General features: G+C 43.1%; 13 protein-coding genes. 4 read left to right on the top strand and 9 right to left on the bottom strand.

Annotated elements, in window-relative coordinates; translation table 11 throughout:
• Positions 1 to 205: 205 nt before the first annotated feature.
• From NSQ99_RS09690 to leuC, 8 genes are all read right to left on the bottom strand, one after another.
• Positions 206 to 3,829, bottom strand: coding sequence for a dynamin family protein (locus tag NSQ99_RS09690; RefSeq protein ID WP_340836345.1), 3,624 nt, complete (start codon positions 3,827 to 3,829; stop codon positions 206 to 208).
• 13 nt (positions 3,830 to 3,842) lie between these two features.
• On the bottom strand, positions 3,843 to 4,121 hold the full coding sequence (locus NSQ99_RS09685; protein WP_251666524.1) for an NAD/NADP transhydrogenase alpha subunit: 279 nt from the start codon (positions 4,119 to 4,121) through the stop codon (positions 3,843 to 3,845).
• 14 nt (positions 4,122 to 4,135) lie between these two features.
• Positions 4,136 to 4,819, bottom strand: coding sequence for an endonuclease III (gene nth, locus NSQ99_RS09680; protein WP_340836342.1), 684 nt, complete (start codon positions 4,817 to 4,819; stop codon positions 4,136 to 4,138).
• Positions 4,820 to 4,957: 138 nt separating this feature from the next.
• Positions 4,958 to 7,057: an S-layer homology domain-containing protein gene (locus tag NSQ99_RS09675; protein ID WP_340836340.1), complete on the bottom strand. Its 2,100-nt coding sequence runs from the start codon at positions 7,055 to 7,057 to the stop codon at positions 4,958 to 4,960.
• A gap of 120 nt (positions 7,058 to 7,177) precedes the next feature.
• Positions 7,178 to 8,671, bottom strand: coding sequence for an N-acetylmuramoyl-L-alanine amidase (locus NSQ99_RS09670; RefSeq protein WP_340836339.1), 1,494 nt, complete (start codon positions 8,669 to 8,671; stop codon positions 7,178 to 7,180).
• A gap of 247 nt (positions 8,672 to 8,918) precedes the next feature.
• Positions 8,919 to 11,003 carry an S-layer homology domain-containing protein gene (locus tag NSQ99_RS09665; protein ID WP_340836338.1) on the bottom strand — a complete coding sequence of 695 codons (2,085 nt, stop codon included), beginning with the start codon at positions 11,001 to 11,003 and terminating at the stop codon, positions 8,919 to 8,921.
• A gap of 105 nt (positions 11,004 to 11,108) precedes the next feature.
• Entirely contained in the window at positions 11,109 to 11,714 is a 606-nt protein-coding gene (gene leuD, locus NSQ99_RS09660; protein ID WP_251666529.1) for a 3-isopropylmalate dehydratase small subunit, read from the bottom strand.
• Between the two features lie 28 nt (positions 11,715 to 11,742).
• Positions 11,743 to 13,158 (bottom strand): 3-isopropylmalate dehydratase large subunit, encoded by a 1,416-nt coding sequence (leuC, locus tag NSQ99_RS09655; RefSeq protein WP_251666530.1) that lies wholly within the window; start codon positions 13,156 to 13,158, stop codon positions 11,743 to 11,745.
• A 219-nt stretch (positions 13,159 to 13,377) separates the two neighbouring features.
• Here leuC and NSQ99_RS09650 point away from each other — a divergent pair, with 219 nt between their 5' ends.
• A complete protein-coding gene (locus tag NSQ99_RS09650; RefSeq protein WP_340836337.1) occupies positions 13,378 to 14,274 on the top strand; it encodes a LysR family transcriptional regulator in 897 nt (298 codons plus the stop codon).
• Positions 14,275 to 14,362: 88 nt separating this feature from the next.
• On the opposite strand, the gene NSQ99_RS09645 is transcribed toward NSQ99_RS09650, so the two are convergent.
• Complete coding sequence (locus tag NSQ99_RS09645; RefSeq protein WP_340836336.1) at positions 14,363 to 15,172, bottom strand: carbon-nitrogen family hydrolase; 810 nt, start codon at positions 15,170 to 15,172, stop codon at positions 14,363 to 14,365.
• 150 nt (positions 15,173 to 15,322) lie between these two features.
• On the opposite strand from NSQ99_RS09645, the gene NSQ99_RS09640 reads away from it, so the two are divergent.
• The 3 genes from NSQ99_RS09640 to proB all read left to right on the top strand — a co-directional run bounded on the left by NSQ99_RS09640 (position 15,323) and on the right by proB (position 18,582).
• The gene (locus tag NSQ99_RS09640) at positions 15,323 to 15,850 is read left to right on the top strand and encodes a hypothetical protein (protein ID WP_340836335.1); all 528 of its coding nucleotides are present in this window, start codon (positions 15,323 to 15,325) and stop codon (positions 15,848 to 15,850) included.
• A 122-nt stretch (positions 15,851 to 15,972) separates the two neighbouring features.
• A complete protein-coding gene (locus NSQ99_RS09635; protein ID WP_340836334.1) occupies positions 15,973 to 17,163 on the top strand; it encodes a pyridoxal phosphate-dependent aminotransferase in 1,191 nt (396 codons plus the stop codon).
• 315 nt (positions 17,164 to 17,478) lie between these two features.
• Entirely contained in the window at positions 17,479 to 18,582 is a 1,104-nt protein-coding gene (gene proB / locus NSQ99_RS09630) for a glutamate 5-kinase (protein ID WP_340838767.1), read from the top strand.
• The last annotated feature ends 47 nt before the right edge of the window (positions 18,583 to 18,629 follow it).

The following is an 18,629-nucleotide window of genomic DNA, read 5'->3' as shown; positions in this document are numbered from 1 at the left end:
TGTAAATCTTTATTTTTTTACGGTTATTGTGGCAAATCAATGAACTAACCTCCCCTTTACTCTCAAATGATGGCATTCATTCGGCTTTATGTTCAAATTACTCCATTTTTGCACGTTTTCACACAAAAAGGCAAAAAAAAAGCTGCTATTTTCGATATCGAAAGCTAGCAGCTTCATCACGAACTCAGATCAATTATTTCGAAAGTTAATCAATCAAGCTCCATTGCTGAATTTTCTTATTTACAACCTCAAGCTTGCTTACATAGGATTCATCCTCAAGCAGCAGAAGTTGTTGCTTGCCATACTGAGTGATGCTGTGACCAAGCCTATCCAGCTGAGAAGCGAGAATAAGCTGCCACTGCTGCTCATAATGCTTCTGCCATTCACGCTGAACCTCGCTCATCCATTGCTGTAGACTTGGGAAGATTAGCTCCTCCAGCTCTTTTCTAAGCTTTGCTTTACCGTCCCCTTCAAAAAACTGCTTTGGAGACTTCATCCGTTGGCTAAGCCACTTCATCGTAATGCTGCGCTCCTGCCAATCAGTTGGCTGCTCAGGCTGCCCATATTGCGATTCTAATACGCCAGGTCTCTGATAGCCAGAAAGTCGTTTGGCAGCGAGCTCAGCAAGCTGATCTAACTGCTTGTGAACAGCCGCTTCAATCGCTCGCTCTACGCGCATGGTCGTAGCAAGCAGCTCTTGCTGAAGCTCTAGCGCTAGGGAACGCTGTAGCTCTAGCCATGCACTCCATACCGCTTGCGACATGGAGCGACCATCATCCTTCAGCAGTGCAGGATTGAACGCATAGTTATAAAAATCTCCGAAGCGGAATGATAGACGCTGTACAATATAATACATAAGCTCTTCGATTTCCTGCTTCATTGCTAGAGGCAGCTGAACAGCTGCTTCCTCCTCCAACGCTTGTGCTAAGGCATTCATGCTTTGCTTGATGCTAACTACCTGCTGCTCCGCATGAGCCTTAGCAGACTTCGCGTTATCCAGTAGCGCACTGACCATGTTAACCGCTCGTTGCAGCTCAAGCGATGCTGAGTTCAGCGCTAATGCACCAAGCTCATCATGTATAAACGAATGGAATACTTGCTCGAAGCTTGCAATGCCTGAAGCTTCAATAGCTTGGTCATCACTAGATTGTTTCGCTTCAAGCGCAAGCAGACTTGATATCGGAAACATTCTAGGTGACATGATGCCATGTCGATTTAGATTTGCCTCCACATGCTCCATAACGGAGCGCAGCTCCTGCTCGGTGGAAGCAAGATCCGCTGCATTAACAATAAAAAACATTTTATCCAGCTCAAACTGATCCTTTACACGTCCAAGCTGATCTAGAAACTGACTATCTGCATGTGAAAACGCATGATTATAATACGTAACAAAAAGAATAGCATCTGTACTTTTAATATAATTGAAGGCTACCCCTGTATGACGAGCATTAACTGAATCTGCACCTGGAGTATCAACTAAAATAATTCCGGCTTGCGTTAAGGTACAGTCAAAGTAGAATTTAATCTCTGATACAAAGCATGAGCGATGCTCCTGCGCAACATACGCCTCATATAAAGCATAATCCACCTCGCGATGTCTGCCGAGCCATTGCTCCTGCTCTGCCCAGCCTTCACGAGCCGCCTTAACGAAGCTGTAATGAGCTCTGCCACCGTTATGGATATGTTCAGGGACTAAAGCATCGATAAGCTTAAACAAATGCTGCTGATCCTGCTTCTGCTGCTCAGTCAGCTCTAAGCCTAGCAGCTTTAACGAATAAGCGATATCATCCAGCATCAGCTCCCGCGTCTTCATAAAGATTGTCGCGCTGTTATGCGGATGCTCCGAATCTGGCGGTAATAAGCTATTAATCGCTGCGGTAGTAGGATTCGGACTTACAGGAAGCACGCGCTCTCCAATTAGTGCATTTGCAAGCGATGACTTTCCAGCACTGAACGCGCCAAATAATGAAATGGTGTAGTTGCGACTCTTCAGCCGATCAGCCTTCACGGAAAGCTCTTCGACGACTTGCTCCATTCCATCAATATCTGACAGCAGCTCAGCACTTTGCAGCAGGGCTTCTGTAAGCTGCTGGGCATTATGTGCTGTTTGAACTGCTACAGCTCCTTCTTCACCAATACTTGATATAGCGCTTAGGTTGATCGCTTCTTGCTCCTCTACGAAGCTAACATCATTCCCAGTACGTAGATTAGCTACCTTAGGCAGTGTAGGTGCGTCGACTTTCGGTAATAAAAGCTGCTCAAGCTCCTTCCGATAGCTTTGTTCTTGCTGTATGACTGCACGATACTCCACAGCCTGCTGCAATTGCTCAGCAAGCTCTGTCATCTCACCCTTCAGCTTCGCCAGCTTGCTGTGCTCTTGCTCTGCGAACGATAGTGCCAGCTTATCTACAATCGTTAGTGCGTGTCTCCGATAATTTGATTTAATCGAAGCTGCTATATCCTTACAATAGGTTAGTGTATATTCATTACCAAGTACTGCACCGCTATGAATACTAGCTATAAGCTGCTGCTCGGTAGGTCGAGCCTGCTCCAGCAGCTTCAGTTCTTCCTCCAGCTGCTCTCGGTTATACGATATGCCTTCCCCAGCTTTTCGAAGCAGCGTTTGCATATGCCAGTGAATATTAGCTTCGGTGAGCTTCAATAGCTCAGAATAAAACGCTTGCAATCGTTCTTCTTGAACGGCAGCTGTTTTTTGCTTAGAGGCTAAAAATCCGGCACGAAAGCCTGGCTTGCGGCTGTCTAAAAATTGCTGGGCAAGATCTCGTAATGCCGCTGGCGTAATGTTCGCATTATCAAGCAGGCTTTCAATCTCCTTACGCAGCTTAACAGGATATTGCTCTACCGCTTCATTTCGCATATCGATTTGCCCTTGTGTCTGCTTCGCCACTTGCTCAAGATCTTCTAGCTTTTCTTGACCGCCAATCTGCACCAACAGCTGCTGCTTCAATGGCTCTGATGCTTGCTCCAGCTCAGTTAGATATGCTTTCGTCACATGCGCTAGAGAGCTCCAGACACTATAAGCTGTCAATTCACTTTGAGCATGCTGCAGGTCGTCGATGAGACGTAATACGCTTTCCCACTGATGATAGGGATGCTGAGGCTCACGAAGTGATAGATACATAATACCCGCAGGCTCTAAATGCCAAGCTTGGAAGCTGTCAGCTACGCTTTGCTGGTAGCTCTCGAAGCTCAGCTCTGCATCGCGATGCTTATCGATTTGATTAACGATAAAATATAATGGCTTGCCCCACTCACGTAATTCCTTTGCAAAGGTAAAGTTAATTTCAGACTGAACATGGTTGTAATCCATCACATAAAACACGACGTCAGCCATATGCAGAGCGGATTCAGTCGCCATTTTATGTGCCGCATCGGTAGAATCAATGCCCGGAGTATCTAGCAGCGTAATACCTTTACTCAATAATTCACTTGGATATTCGATATGTACAGAAATATATGATTCTCCGTCTTTACAATATGCATCCAATTGATCAATCGGTACTTCGTCGTAACGAATAATGCCATTTGACGATACCTTTACCTTTGCCTTGCTTTCCTCACCGTAAGCAATTGTTACAACGTTAGCACTCGTTGGTATCGGACTGGATGGCAATAATTTTGCACCGCATAACGTATTTAATAGAGTTGATTTCCCCGCAGAAAAATGTCCACATAAAGCAATAGTAAGCCGACCAGCAGTCAGCTTACTATTGAGCTCCTCTACCTTTTGAGCATGGAGATGATCGTTATGTGCGGACATTTCACTTGAGAATTTGTATAGCTTCTCTCGTAAATTGTCAGTCAGCATTGTCTATTTCTCCTTATTCACTAACCTCATCATCATCAGCCGATGGCAAGCAAATTTCAAACACATTTCCATGTTGCAGGATCATAATATCACGAGCTTTTTCTTTCATTACGACAACCTCTGGCTTCACACGCATACGCTCAATGTATTGCACGGGCACATGACCAGAGCCACTTACCGTAATTCCTTCAATGACAATATCCTCATTCTCCTGAGGTGCTGCTTCCAGCACTTGCTCGTAAATATCAGAAAACTGTTCAAAATTATTAGTGTACACGGAAATGCATTTCATCAATAATCATCCTCTTAACTTTTTGTAGTTTTACGTTTAGTTTTGGTTGAATCAGCAGCTTTCATACGCCGCTGGCCTTCTTTGCATATATCTAGCAGTCGACAGATGTCGCATTGAGGTCTTTGTGCCTTGCAATGATAACGCCCGAAGAAGATCAATCTGTGATGCGTGATTGTCCACTCCTCTCTCGGGACAAGCTTCATAAGCTTCTGTTCAACGACTAACACGGAGTCATCTGGTTTTGCAAATGACAAACGCTTCGAAACACGCTCTACATGTGTATCGACAGCAATTGCAGGTACACCAAAAGCATTAGACATGACGACGTTAGCCGTTTTCCGACCAACTCCAGGAAGCTCAACGAGTCCCTCGTGGGTATTCGGAACCTCGCCGTCATACTTATCAATTACAATACGACATAATTTCTGTATATTGGCCGCCTTGCTGCGAAACAAGCCTATACGTCTTATGTCCAATTCAAGCTCCTCTAAAGGTACTGCCAGGTAGTCCGCAGGCGTTTTGTACTTTTGAAACAAATCAACCGTTACTTTATTTACCGTTTCATCGGTACATTGTGCAGATAAAAGTACAGCAATCGTCAACTCAAATGGATTACTATGATTTAGCTCACAATGGGCATCGGGAAACATCTCTGCCAACACATCAAGAACATGCCTCATTTTATCCTTTGCTTTCATCTATAAGCCTCCTCTTCATAACCATCGTTCAAAGTTTAGCGAAAAACGAGTCTGTAGGCAAGTAACATTTCCCCAAAATGGAAAAAAAACTGCCCAAAACGGGCAGCTTTTCACAAAATGTTACTTAAAAGCAGCAAATTATTGTACAATGACTCGTAGTATGCGGTCTCCTGCGAAACTAACGATGACATTTTTATTAGATTTCAAATCGCTAAAGTTAATCACTTTACCATTATTGTCAACGAATTCAGCCTCGTCAAACAATACAGAATACGTATTGCCTTCTCGCTTGAAGGACACTTCCTTCGTTACATTGGATATGGAAGAGATCGACATGGAATGGATTTCATGTAGACGGAACTGAGTAATCGTACCATCTTCAGAAGATAAATCAACGGTTATCAAGTTGTCCTCTTTAATATCCAGATACGTTGGCTTTGATTTCGTTAAGCTTTCAATACCTGCGTTGTCATAGCTAAACTCAGCGATGACTCCATCAGGCAACTTAAGTTTTATCGTCTCCTCAAAATAATTGATATCTTCAACGTAACCACTAATTTCCGATATCATATCATAATAAACGACCTGTTTTTTTCCATTAGCCTCAACATAACGAAGCATTAGCCCTTTCCATTCCGTAGGATCCGTACTAATGTATTTTGGGTCAACTATAACTCCATCCAACAGGTATCTAGTGGAATCAGAAATAAATAGCGCTTCTGCACTCGTACCTGCCGCATCTAACACGGTAATCAACCCTTTAACATCATCGGAGCTTACGATCGTTGGCAAGTAAAGTGTCTTATATTCTCCTGATGGCACCGTAATAGAAACGACTTCATCTTTAGCATTCATTGTTAACGTTACCTTGTCCGCATTGACGATCAAGCTGTCCAGCGTTGCATGCTTAACATAAGGAATTGTTATCGTAGGCGTCTTCGTTAATAGCTTACTAACGAGTTGCCCATCTTCCGTTTTAACCGTAATCATATTACTCGAAGGCAAATAGCTAAAGTACGTTCCAGTTACAGAGGACACTGCTCCGTCACCTGCAGTAATGAGCTCGATTGAAATTACTTTTGGCGTACTACGGAAAGTGTCTGTCGTAATTTTAATTTTACTGTTTACTTTTAAATCATTAATTGCAAGTTTTTCTCCTGAAGAATCAATTATATTCGTTGTTTCATCATAGGCTATCGCTACTGGATTATTATCAACGACTACATAAATAATTTTTTCATTGGTGTTTAATATTCCAACAGGAGCAATTAGCTCTTCTGTGTAGATTTCCTCACCTAGCGTCTCAACGAATTTAGCTACGCCATCAATATGAATAAGTGATACGGCTGAATAAAGCTTAAATTGATCTCTCTTTACAGCTAGATCCGAATCGCTGCTATAGAAGCCAGTAGATTGATCAAAAGCATATGTCGTTTCCACATCATGCTCGTAGATCGTGATCGAATTGTCAGTCATATTCGTAATGACGCCATGCTGCTGATTAGCTACTTTTATTGGAAAATCCTTTTGTGCGCGACTAAGAATCGTAGCAAAGCTAGCACGATTAATCGCTGTTTTCGGAGCGAAGGTCGTTTCCGTATAGCCCTTCACAAGACCAAGCTCAACAGCAGCATTTACATACCCTGTATATTTGCTGTCAATTTTATCTCGATCGGCAAATGTAGACGGTGTTTCCTGTAGCTCTTTTGCTTTAGCTTGTGCACCAATCGTATGAATAATTAGCTTTGTAACCCATTCACGAGCTGCTGGCTTTGCTCCCCACTCTTCATCCGGCTCAGCGGCAGCAATTGCAAATTCTTGTTCTCGATCTAGCAATCCTTCATCAAATGCTAGTGATATGTAAGCCTTATAATCTTCTTTTACATCAAAGCCTTCTGGGAATATAAACACGCCATTTTTATCTACTTTGTGCTCAAGTCCGGCAAAGCGAATCGCCATAATAACCGCTTCCTGCTGACTAATTGTGTTATTGTATTTGAATGTAAACTCACCAGTCGCTTTATTCTCATATCCTTTTACAATTTGCTGCAAGGACAGACGGTAAATATGCTTCTCTGCATATAAGCCCGCTGGCACATCTGTAAACGGAGTTATTCCTTTTTCTGCAGCATGCACGATGGCCACCTGATTAGGAAGCACCGGTAAGGCTGCGCTGCTAACTAACGTAATAGCTACTGCTCCTGTAACTATTTTTTTCCAAGACTTATGTATAGGCAATTTTGTTCCCACCAATCATATAAGATTATCGCGGGTCTACACTTCCACTTAAGTGCGACCCGCGATTCTAGTAAACTATCAATATTATACCATTCTTCTTAAGCAAATTACCCAGAATTATTATTCAAGCTCTAAATATTTTTTGATCCCTTTTGTTAGCTCTTGTGCAAATTTCGTCTGAACATCGTTGTTGAACAGCACCTTTGCATCAGAAGCATTGCTTAAATATCCAACCTCAAGCAGCACGGCTGGCATCGTCGTTTCACGTATCACTTTGAATGAAGCTGTTCTAACGCCGCGATCATTCAATCCGACTGCTCCCAAGATGTATGGATGTAACGTATTGGCAAGCTTTTTACTATTTTCCCGAGTATAGTACGTTTCCGTACCGTTAATATTCGATGTTTTATAGCTGTTTGCATGGAATGAGATGAACAAATCTGCTTTTTTTCCTATGCCAGGTAGTTTCTCAGCGAAAGCTACGCGCTCAGACAACTCTAAGAACGTATCGTCCGATCTCGTCAAATGCACAGCAATTTGAGGATGCTTTTCCAGCTCAGCCTTGACCTTCAACACTGCACTTAAGTTGAAATCCTTCTCACGCAATCCGAGTGTTTTGTTAACGGCACCTGGATCCGAATCTCCGTGACCAGCATCTAGTACGATATGATAGATTGGTTTAGTGTCTTCAGTCTGATCAGGAGTTGTGCTTGGTGGTGTGGATGGGTTGTCCCCTGGTAAAGGCTCCTCTGTTGCCGGCGGAGTATCCGATGGCTCTGGCGTCTCAGTAATCATCCCATTAAAGCTAATAATTAATTCGCCTTCAGAATGAACAAGTGCGTAATTGGCTTGTTCATTCAACAAAACAACCACTCTTGCTGTTAACGGATTACTAGAAAACTGAGAAAAGCGATAGCCGGACAAATCCTTATAGCCATTAAGCGTTACTTCTGTTTGTCCTTTAATGAAGCTGTTCGCAAGCTCATATGTATAGCCGGTGTTATTGAGATCGACGACAAGCCTTGTTGGAGCTGTATCACTTGCAGGCAATAGCATCGTCTTCGGTTCAGTTAACACTCCTGTATAGGCAATATGAAGGTTGCCATCTTCACCTAAGTGAACCTGCGATACTGTGGCATCCTGTACTGGTGAAGGTGTAGGAGACGGCTCAGGCTCTTTGACCGGACTAGTTAGTAGCACTTCAGAGGTTTGCTGCTTCCATTCTACTTTAAGCCCTAACACTTCTGAGACAAAGCGTATAGGCACCATCGTTCTGTTTTTAACAAGACTTGGAGGCTGACTTAACTCATAGCTATCATCATTCACGTAGCCGACTTTTTCACCGATTGCAAGCTTTATCGTAAGCTCTTGATCCAGCACGGTAACTTGTTTTGCCTTGTTATCCCATTTCACTTCATACCCGAGCCCTGATGACAGTACGGCTAACGGTACTAAAGTAGTTCCTTGCTTAATAATAGGATCTACATCAGATACAATCTGTTTACCATCCATAAAAAGCTTGGGTGTGGTGGTTGAAGCATTAACATTACTTGCAAAACCTACCATTACGAATAAAACTGCGACAATAAACAAACTACTAAATATTTTCTTCATTTCCCACCCCGTTGATCAATACTTTCTAACAATCTATCATTTCATTAGACGTGATTTTCTAGCAAAAGTTGCGTTCATTCAACAACTATTTTTACAAGTGAAACATTATCACTATATTATCAAATTATCCTTTATTTTTGTACAATCTTCGCAATGTTTATTGTAAATTAATATCTAAAATTGCGATCATTCGTATGATCATAAAAAATAGAGTGCTCGGCAAATGCCTAGCACTCTATTACGTTCATTATTGATAGATAACAATCGTTTGGATGCCTAGTACGTTTACGAGATAGACTCCTTTTTCATTTAACTGGTAACGATGTGTGAACGAGCCATCGCCGTTAAAGGATTCCATATCGGAATAAGCGTTGCTTATACCTTCAACAGATATAGCAGGATTATGCATATCTCGACCAGTTACATTTAGAGAACCGTCTGTCGTTACAATGACATCAGGCACAACATCCATTCCATTCAATGCAACAAAGGACAGGCTTGAATCTGAGAACACTGTATTGTCGTCTACAAAGCTTTGCAGCTCAGCAGCTTGTTCTTTATTCATACTGCCGAATAGTCCCTTGTGGAAATAGGAGTCTGGATAATACAAGGATGCAAAGTCCTCAGCAAAGTTTTCTCCAACACGATTAGACCAGTCATTGGTAGCAGGCACATAATTAGAACGGTCACGAATAGCAAGATATTGCGAGTGATCGCCGAATTTGTGATCCCAGTTATGACCGAATTCATGTAGGAACGTGCCAATACCACCATTTACAACGTATGCACGATGTGTACCGCTTGCTAAGCCCGCATAATGATTGACCGTTACACCATCGTCCTCTGTAATTGTGAACGGCAATGAGAATACCTTTAACCCTTTCAACGCTTCAACTGGCAGGTCAGACATCGTTGCGATCGTCTGCTGAAGCTTTGTATCCTGCTCAATTAGGTCGCTATAATTATAGTCCTGAACGGTGTAGATCGAGCGGTGATATGGACTATTCAAGCTGGTGTCACTACTTTTATTCATTGCTGGATATTCATATGCCTTAGGCTCGTAAAGATGCATATATCTCGCTTCAAGAGCACGGCTAATTACATCCAGCTTTCCAGTTGTGAATGTGCTGTAGTACGTAATGTCGCGAATCTCTTTTCCTTCGCTTAATACGGACTTGTACTCCTTCATCAGCTCGTTCAATTCTTCACGAATCTTCTGCTCACTTACCTTTTTCTTACCTTGCTGCACCAGGCTCATATAATCCTCATCCTGCTTCGTCCAATTCCAGTATGGAAGCTTACCATGAACAGAAGCAACAGCAACTTGAGGCGCATCCTTAACTATCGTCGCATTTGTAATCGTTGGTGCCTCTACTGCGATAAGAAAATCATTAGGATAGAAAGTTAGCTTCTGCTCCAGTGCCTGCAATACCTCGTGTGCTTTAATATAGGGTTGTCCGTTCACAAAAATAACAGGCTCATTAACCTTAGCTGACGTATCCCCTATCCAGATCGTATCAGATCCGTCCTCCAGCTGAATGGTAGCACCTGCAACACTTGTCAATGTAAAGGAACGGCTTGTCAGCTCTTGTACAGCATAACCAAGACGTTCGAACAGCTCAATTGGAGCATACCAGCCGCTGCGTAGAACTAATGGTTGATCCAGACGAATGTACTGACCATTTAGTCTTAGATCATAGATTGTCCCTTCTGCATCGATGCCTTTATCCTCGAGTTTAAATGCCTCATTCATCGCACGACTCATAAACACGGCAAATTCTGCACGTGTTACGTTAGCATCTGGGCGGAATGTACCGTCAGAATATCCGCTTGAAATTCCGTTGCTAGCTAGTATTTGTATTTCCTTAAACGCTTTGTCTTCTCGCGTCACATCCTTGAATGTGCTTGCCTTGATCGAGTTTAGCTCAAAGGTTTTAACAAGGATCTGAGCCATTTCACCACGTGTTAATGGTTTATTCGGTTCGTACTTTCCTTCTGGCTTGAAAATGTCTAATTCGACTAACGTAACCATATCGTTATAAGCCCAGTGCGACTCTGACAAGTCTGGATATCCTGGATTTTCTTGTCCAGTAGCATTCCAACCAAAGTAACGCATAATCATCGTTGCAGCTTCTGCACGTGAGATTGACTTATCGTCACAGAACATATCTGTTGAACAGCCCTTAATGATCTCGCGATCAACTAAAAAATTTATTTGTTCCTTTGCCCAATGCTTGCTGGAAATATCCTTAAATGACTTAGCTTGTACCGACTGGGCACCCAGTAGCAACGTTAATGCAACCGTTGAAGCAATAATAGCTGACTTTTTCACAATGATGCACCCCATTCTATTGTTAGTATATGAATTATGTAATAAATGGTAGTAAACAAAAATAGCTAGCAAGCGAGCCTAATACTCACTTGCTAGCTAAGTTTACTAGCTGTTAACGACTAGCTGCGCACGTTTTTCCTCATATGCTGAAATCAAGTCTTCATGCTTAAGCGTTAGACCGATATCATCAAGTCCTTGAAGTAAGAATTGACGGCGATGCTCATCTAGATCGAAGGAAATATTTAAGCCGTGTTCATCAGTGATCGTTTTGCTTTCTAGATCAACATTAAGCTTATATCCTTCATGCTTAGCCGTACGCTGGAATAGCTCTTCAACCTGCTCTTCAGTAAGCTTAATTGGCAGAATACCGTTTTTGAAGCAGTTGTTGTAGAAGATATCCGCATAAGACGGTGCAATGACAACTTTAAATCCGTAATCAAGAATTGCCCAAGGCGCATGCTCACGAGATGAGCCACAGCCAAAGTTTGCGCGTGAAATTAGAACTGATGCCCCTTGGTAACGCGGTTTATTCGGTTCGAAGTCAGGGTTTACATTCCCTTCCTCGTCAAAACGCCATTCGTAGAACAAAAATTGACCGAAACCGCTACGCTCGATGCGCTTAAGAAATTGTTTTGGAATGATTGCGTCCGTATCCACGTTTACACGGTCTACTGGAGCGACAATGCCTGTATGTTTAATAAATGCTTCCATTCTCGTTACCCCTCTCTTATATGAGCTATTAGTTAGCTACTGGCTCTTTAATATCCCATTTGCGAACATCATAGAAATGACCTTTAATCGCTGCCGCTGCTGCCATTGCTGGAGATACAAGGTGCGTACGTCCACCACGACCTTGACGACCTTCAAAGTTACGGTTAGATGTCGATGCACAACGTTGACCTGGCTTAAGCACGTCTGGGTTCATCGCAAGACACATAGAGCAGCCTGCATCGCGCCATTCAAATCCAGCTTCCTTAAAGATAACGTCCAAGCCTTCTTTTTCTGCTTGCAGCTTAACGCGTCCAGATCCTGGAACGACAATAGCTGTAACTTTTTCAGACACTTTATAGCCACGAGCGATTTCTGCTGCTGCACGAAGGTCTTCAATACGACCATTCGTACAAGAACCGATAAATACATAATCGATTGCAATATCAGTCATTGGAGTGCCTGGTGTAAGGTCCATATATTCAAGCGCTTTTTCAGCTGCTTTACGTTCGTTTTCAGTTGCCATCTCAGCTGGGTTAGGAACAACCGCTTCAATGTTTGTACCCATACCCGGGCTTGTTCCCCAAGTTACTTGAGGGATTAGAGAGTCTACATCGAACTCTACAACCGTATCATACGTTGCGCCCTCATCTGTTTTAAGCTCAGACCATACTTTTACTGCTTCATCGTAATTCGTAGGCGCATATTGACGACCACGTAGGTATTCAAAAGTTGTTTCGTCTGGAGCGATCATACCAGCACGAGCACCAGCTTCAATAGACATGTTGCAGACAGTCATACGCTCTTCCATGGAAAGTTCACGGATTGCTTCGCCTGTATACTCAACAACATAGCCTGTTGCAAAGTCCGTACCATATTGAGCAATAACACCAAGGATCAAGTCCTTCGCCGTAACGCCTGGTTTGCGTTTACCTACGAAACGAACTTCCATTGTTTTAGGCTTTGCTTGCTGCAAGCACTGAGTTGCAAGCACGTGCTCAACCTCAGAAGTACCGATACCGAATGCCAAAGCACCGAATGCACCATGTGTAGAAGTATGAGAGTCACCACATACGATTGTTTTACCAGGTGCTGTTAGACCAAGCTCTGGTCCCATAACGTGCACGACACCTTGATCAAGTGTGTTAAGATCGTACAATGTAACGCCAAAATCTTTACAGTTTTGAGTTAGTGTATCGATCTGTTGCTTAGAGATAGGATCTGTAATGTTAAAACGGTCAAACGTTGGAACGTTGTGGTCCATCGTAGCGAAAGTCAAATCCGGACGACGAACTTTACGACCTGACAAGCGAAGTCCTTCAAAAGCTTGTGGAGAAGTAACCTCATGTACTAGGTGAAGATCAATATACAAAATGCTAGGTTTACCTTCTTCTGACTGAATGACGTGATTATCCCAAATTTTTTCGAACATAGTTTTTTTCGCCATCATACTCACCTCTATCGTTTCTAGCATTGCACCGCAACGCGTTCTTTAATTAACGTAATCATAACATGTCTTTTTTCACAATTCTAAGATATAATAACTATAGAGACTATAGGTAAAACCTATTAAGATTCTATTGTTTATTGATTTTGATAATCCTTCTCAATTAGCTATTGTAAACATGCATACATTTAATATTTTCTCTGAAAGGAATACTAGTTTATGGAATTACGCCAACTAAGCTATGTTATACAAATTGCAAAAGAAAAAAACTTTTCCCGTGCTGCTGAAAAGCTTCATATCGCACAGCCCTCTCTCAGCCAACAGCTCTCGAAGCTGGAGCAGGAGCTCAATGTTATGCTGTTCCGAAGAACGACTAATAGTGTAGAGCCGACCGAAGCTGGAGAGGTGTTTGTTGAGAAGGCTCAGCATATATTGGATGCTGTTGAGCAGCTGCGTCAGGAAATGGATGATATGGCACAAATGCGTAAAGGTAAGCTTGTCGTAGGTACATTACCCATTACAGGTGCTCATATATTGCCGCTCGTGCTCCCTCGTTTCGGCGAGCAGTATCCTCAGATCGAAGTTGTGCTTGTCGAGGATACAACATCGAAGCTAGAGCAGCTAACTGCTAGTGGCGGTACCGATGTCAGCTTGCTTACATTGCCGCTAATTGATGCGAATTTGAGCTGTGAGCCTTATATGGAGGAAGAAATTTGTGTAGCTGTGCCAAAAAATCATCGTTTAGCTAATGTAACAGAGCCGATTGAGCTTAGTGAGCTGAAGGATGAACCTTTTATTGCATTAAAGCGAGGACAAGGCTTTCGTCAAATAACAGTAGATTTATGTGCGGAAGCTGGATTTATCCCTAATATCGTATTTGAAAGTACAAATATTGAAACTGTGCAAGCGCTAGTCGCAGCAGAAATGGGAATAGCCTTTGTGCCTAATATGCTTATTAAAACAACAAGCAGTGATTATAGTCCCTTCTATCTTCGTTTGAAAAGTCATCCAACCCGCACGCTCGTTATCGCTAGAGGGAAAGGTCGATATCTCTCGAAAGCAGCGCAGGCTTTTATCGAAACATTAAAAGAAACGATTCAAGAACATACTCATTAAAAAAGCGAAGTTGCCCTTGCTGGCAGCTTCGCTTTTTATTATTCCCTATCTATCTTCTATTGAGTGCTACTTCTATCGAGCACTACTTCTATTCAATCACTCGATTGTAGAATTGTGGCCTACGATCCTCAAATATTGGAATGGTTGCTCGTACTTTCTCAACTATCGATAGGTCAATTTCTCCAGTTAATATCGTATCCTCATCCTGTGCTTCAGCAACGATCTCGCCCCACGGATCTATAACGATAGAATGACCAAAAAATTCTGAATCCCCACTCGTGCCCATTCGGTTGCAAGCTACGACATACATCTGATTCTCAATCGCTCTTGCCATAAGCAATGTGCGCCAATGATGCAGCCTTGGATTCGGCCATTGCGCAGGAACGAAGAGCACCTTAGCACCCTGCAGCGCTAACGAACGTGCTAGCTCTGGGAAGCGAATATCATAGCAGATCATCATCGCAGCTTGAACTCCGTCTATTTCCAGCTGTCCGAGTTTATCACCGGCTTGCAAATATTTCTCTTCTTCCATCAGACGGAACAGATGTAGCTTGGAGTAATCATTGATGAGCTTACCTTCACGATTAAAGGCAAAGATTGTGTTATATACTCCATCATCTTTTTTCTGAGCGATTGAACCGCCAATAATGTTAACATGATGGCGCTTTGCGAATTCTGAAAGCATCGCGACCGTTTGTTTCCCCTCCGGATCAGCTAATGTGTCAATTTCCGTTAACGCATAGCCCGTATTCCACATTTCAGGAAACAGTATGACATCAGGTTTTTCTGAACCATTGACTGCTTCATTGAGCTTTCCTTTCAGCACTTCTATATTATGTGCAACATCGCCAGCTTTTACATTCATTTGGATGATGGCAAATTTCAACTTTTGTGTCATGTGACGAATGCCTCCTATACTTTGGTACATTTCCCTAATCATACATCGTCATGACGACATGTCAAGATGGGTAAGCTAATGCACGTCAGGTTGATTTGAGCAGTTACTCATCTTGAATGACATACATTTCATATTGAAGGAGTGGTAGTAATGAAACGGTCTATTACAGCATTGCTCGTTCTGATGTCCTTCGTCATGATTGCGCCTGTAGCTTCACTAACAGCGTCAGCTCACGAGCCGCAGCAAGTATATGAAGACTACAATTGGGTAAGCATCCCTGCACAATTTATGATGGGCGAGTCGCAATCACAGGCACAACCAGTCAATAACAACATCCAAGTGTTTGATGTTGCGAAGGGAAAGGTTGTCCATGCGGTAGCCAATAATGAACAGTTTCAAAAAACCGCAGAGCAATGGTTAGGGCAAATCACAAGCTTAGCCCCTGAGATTCAACCAGATATGAAGGCGACTTATATCGTTCGTGTTCCGGTCGATCCGGCAAAACCATTGAATGTTGGACAGGTCACTCTAACGGTGAAGGAAATTTTTCTGTTTTATTATGCGGATCCGAACAAAGAACCGCTGCTGCTTATGTTTGATGACAATAAAAAACCGTATTTCTTCCACATTCATGAAGATATCACACCGTTCATTAAAAGCTTGAATATTCCTAGCTAGCCTGTTGGATTGGCATGTAATAGTTGTATAAAGCTCTTCATTTCTCCAACCATTCATGCTACATTAGTTCTATTGGTTAAGTTTAAGACTTGGAATTTTGAAGCGTGGATGGTGGAGATCATATGACAACAGAGCAACAAATTCATATTGAGCCAGCAGCTCGTATGACCGGGCTGCCAACTCAGTTTTTTTCTACTCTCGTTGCTAAGGCTAATAAGCAAATTGCAATGGGGAAAGATATTATTAATCTTGGACAGGGCAATCCTGACCAGCCTACTCCCTCTCATATCGTTGAAGCGCTGCAGCAGGCAGCGGCTAACCCTTTATATCATAAATACCCTCCGTTTAGCGGTTATTCGTTCCTAAAAGAAGCGATTGCTAAACGCTATCTTGAGGATTATGGTGTTGAGCTTGATCCAGCTACCGAGGTTGCTATTTTATTTGGCGGTAAAACTGGACTAGTCGAAATAAGCCAGTGCTTCTTAAATCCTGGGGATATTTGTCTCGTCCCTGACCCGGGTTATCCTGACTACTGGTCTGGTGTTGCACTTGCAGGCGGTAAGATGGAATTTATGCCGCTGCTAGCTCAGCATCAATACTTACCTGATTTTAAGGCCATCGCACCCGATGTTGCCGACCGAGCGAAGCTAATGTTCCTTAATTACCCGAACAATCCAACTGGCGCAACAGCAAGTACTGCCTTCTATGATGAAGCCATTGCTTTTGCACGCAAGCATAATATTATTGTAACGAGCGATTTTGCTTACGGAACGATTGGCTTCGACGGCAAAAAGCCGACAAGCTTTCTTCAATCGGCTGGTGCAAAAGATGTCGGTATAGAGGTATACACCTTGTCTAAGAGCTATAATATGGCTGGCTGGCGTGTAGGTTTTGCGCTTGGTAATGCCAAGATTGTAGAGCAGATTAATCTTATCCAGGATCACTATTATTGCTCACTGTTCGGTGGCATTCAAGAAGCTGCGGCCGTTGCATTAACGAGCTCACAGCAATGTGTGGATGAGTTAACGGCTACCTACGAACGTCGTCGCAATGCATTGTTCCAAGCATTGCATGAGATCGGCTGGAAGGCAGAAATGCCTAGCGGCTCATTCTTCTGCTGGCTTCCAGTACCAGATGGCATGACTTCATCTCAGTTTGCTGACATCGTGCTTGAGCAAGCAGGCGTCGTCGTCGCACCAGGCAATGGCTTCGGTACTTCTGGTGAAGGCTATGTGAGATTAGGTCTGCTTACGAATGAAGCAAGATTACAGGAAGCAATCTACCGTATCGGCAAGCTTTCCTTATTCAAATAGGCTGTGTCATTTCTTTACAGAGCAAGCCGATTCATGCTATTCTTAATACAATCAAATGATGAAACGTGTTGAAGGGACCAGTAAGAAGAAACGCTTTGTGCAGAGAGTAAATTCCACCGGCTGTAAGAATTTATCTAAGCCTCTTCTGAAACCTATCTCTAAGCGGCCGAGAAGATCGGACAGCGCCTCTGTTATCAGGCATTGAGCTGGGCACAACTGTGTCAACAAAGGTGGTACCGCGGGAGTTAACGACTTTCGTCCTTTATATAGGGACGAAGGTCTTTTTTATTATTTATCATAGGATACTAGGTGAGTATAATGGAACGTATTGTAGTTAAAATCGGCAGCAGCTCATTAACTTCTGCTGAAGGCGGTTTACATAAACCTAATATTGAATTTTTCGCATCAGAGCTTGCTCAGCTGCATCAGCAAGGCAAGCAAGTTATGCTCGTTACGTCAGGTGCCGTTGCAGCTGGCTTTCGTGAGATTGGGTATGAGAGTAGACCGAAGCTCGTACACCAAAAGCAAGCTGCTGCTGCTGTCGGTCAAGCATTGCTTATGCAGGCCTACCAGGAATGCTTTGCCCAATACGGTATTGTTACGGCTCAAATTCTATTAACTAGGCACGACTTTTCTAATCGCACGCGCATTAATCACGCATTAATGACGATAGAAGAGCTGCTCTCTCAGCGTATTGTTCCAATTATTAATGAGAACGATACAGTATCAACAGCCGAAATTGTACTGAAGTTTGGTGACAATGATCACCTCTCCTCTCTTGTTGCTACAATGACGAGAGCTAGTAAGCTAGTGATCATAACGGACATGGATGGCTTATACACTGCTGATCCTAGAAAAAATCCGGATGCAACAAAAATCGAACGCGTTGAGCAAATCTCTAATGAACTGTTAGAGCTTGCTGGCGGCGCGGGCAGTGCTGTAGGCACAGGTGGAATGCGTTCGAAGATCGAAGCTGCACGTATTGCGATGCGTGGTGGTGTTCCAACCTTTATTGGTCGTGTGCAGCAGCAAGGAGACTTAGTTTCTGCTCTTAACGGCAATGGACGTGGAACGTATTTTGATACGGTACAGAACTCTTTACCTATGAAAAAGCAATGGCTTGGCTTCCACTCCACTCCTAGCGGAACCATCGTCATTGATCAAGGGGCCGTCCTTGCCATGCAAGAAAAACATAAAAGCTTGCTTCCAGCTGGCGTCATTAGCTGCAACGGTGAGTTCCATCCAGGCGACGTTGTTGAAGTAATGGATGTTGACGGACGGATAGTCGGGCGAGGTGTCGTGAACTATGCTAGCTGGCAGCTCCAAGCAGCAGCTGGTCTATCAACAGAGGAAGTCCAACGGCGTCTTGATGTGCAGAGGATTGAGGTAATTCATCGTGATGAATGGATAACCCTTTAGGGGAAGTTTAAAAGCTGGGCTTTGATTACGATGTAACTCGTTGCAGC

It is taken from the genome of Paenibacillus sp. FSL W7-1287 (assembly GCF_038004245.1).
GTDB lineage: Bacteria > Bacillota > Bacilli > Paenibacillales > Paenibacillaceae > Pristimantibacillus > Pristimantibacillus camelliae.
The sequence above is the reverse complement of the archived record's forward strand: the minus strand, read 5'-3'. Positions and strand labels throughout refer to the sequence as shown.

What these genes read in the sequence shown, in the direction of transcription:
- NSQ99_RS09645 (WP_340836336.1), bottom strand. Translation starts at nt 15,172, where the DNA reads ATGACACAAAAGTTGAAATTTGCCATCATCCAAATGAATGTAAAAGCT.
- NSQ99_RS09650 (WP_340836337.1), top strand. Translation starts at nt 13,378, where the DNA reads ATGGAATTACGCCAACTAAGCTATGTTATACAAATTGCAAAAGAAAAA.
- nth (WP_340836342.1), bottom strand. Translation starts at nt 4,819, where the DNA reads ATGAAAGCAAAGGATAAAATGAGGCATGTTCTTGATGTGTTGGCAGAG.
- NSQ99_RS09685 (WP_251666524.1), bottom strand. Translation starts at nt 4,121, where the DNA reads ATGAAATGCATTTCCGTGTACACTAATAATTTTGAACAGTTTTCTGAT.
- leuD (WP_251666529.1), bottom strand. Translation starts at nt 11,714, where the DNA reads ATGGAAGCATTTATTAAACATACAGGCATTGTCGCTCCAGTAGACCGT.
- NSQ99_RS09690 (WP_340836345.1), bottom strand. Translation starts at nt 3,829, where the DNA reads ATGCTGACTGACAATTTACGAGAGAAGCTATACAAATTCTCAAGTGAA.
- NSQ99_RS09640 (WP_340836335.1), top strand. Translation starts at nt 15,323, where the DNA reads ATGAAACGGTCTATTACAGCATTGCTCGTTCTGATGTCCTTCGTCATG.
- NSQ99_RS09635 (WP_340836334.1), top strand. Translation starts at nt 15,973, where the DNA reads ATGACAACAGAGCAACAAATTCATATTGAGCCAGCAGCTCGTATGACC.
- NSQ99_RS09670 (WP_340836339.1), bottom strand. Translation starts at nt 8,671, where the DNA reads ATGAAGAAAATATTTAGTAGTTTGTTTATTGTCGCAGTTTTATTCGTA.
- leuC (WP_251666530.1), bottom strand. Translation starts at nt 13,158, where the DNA reads ATGGCGAAAAAAACTATGTTCGAAAAAATTTGGGATAATCACGTCATT.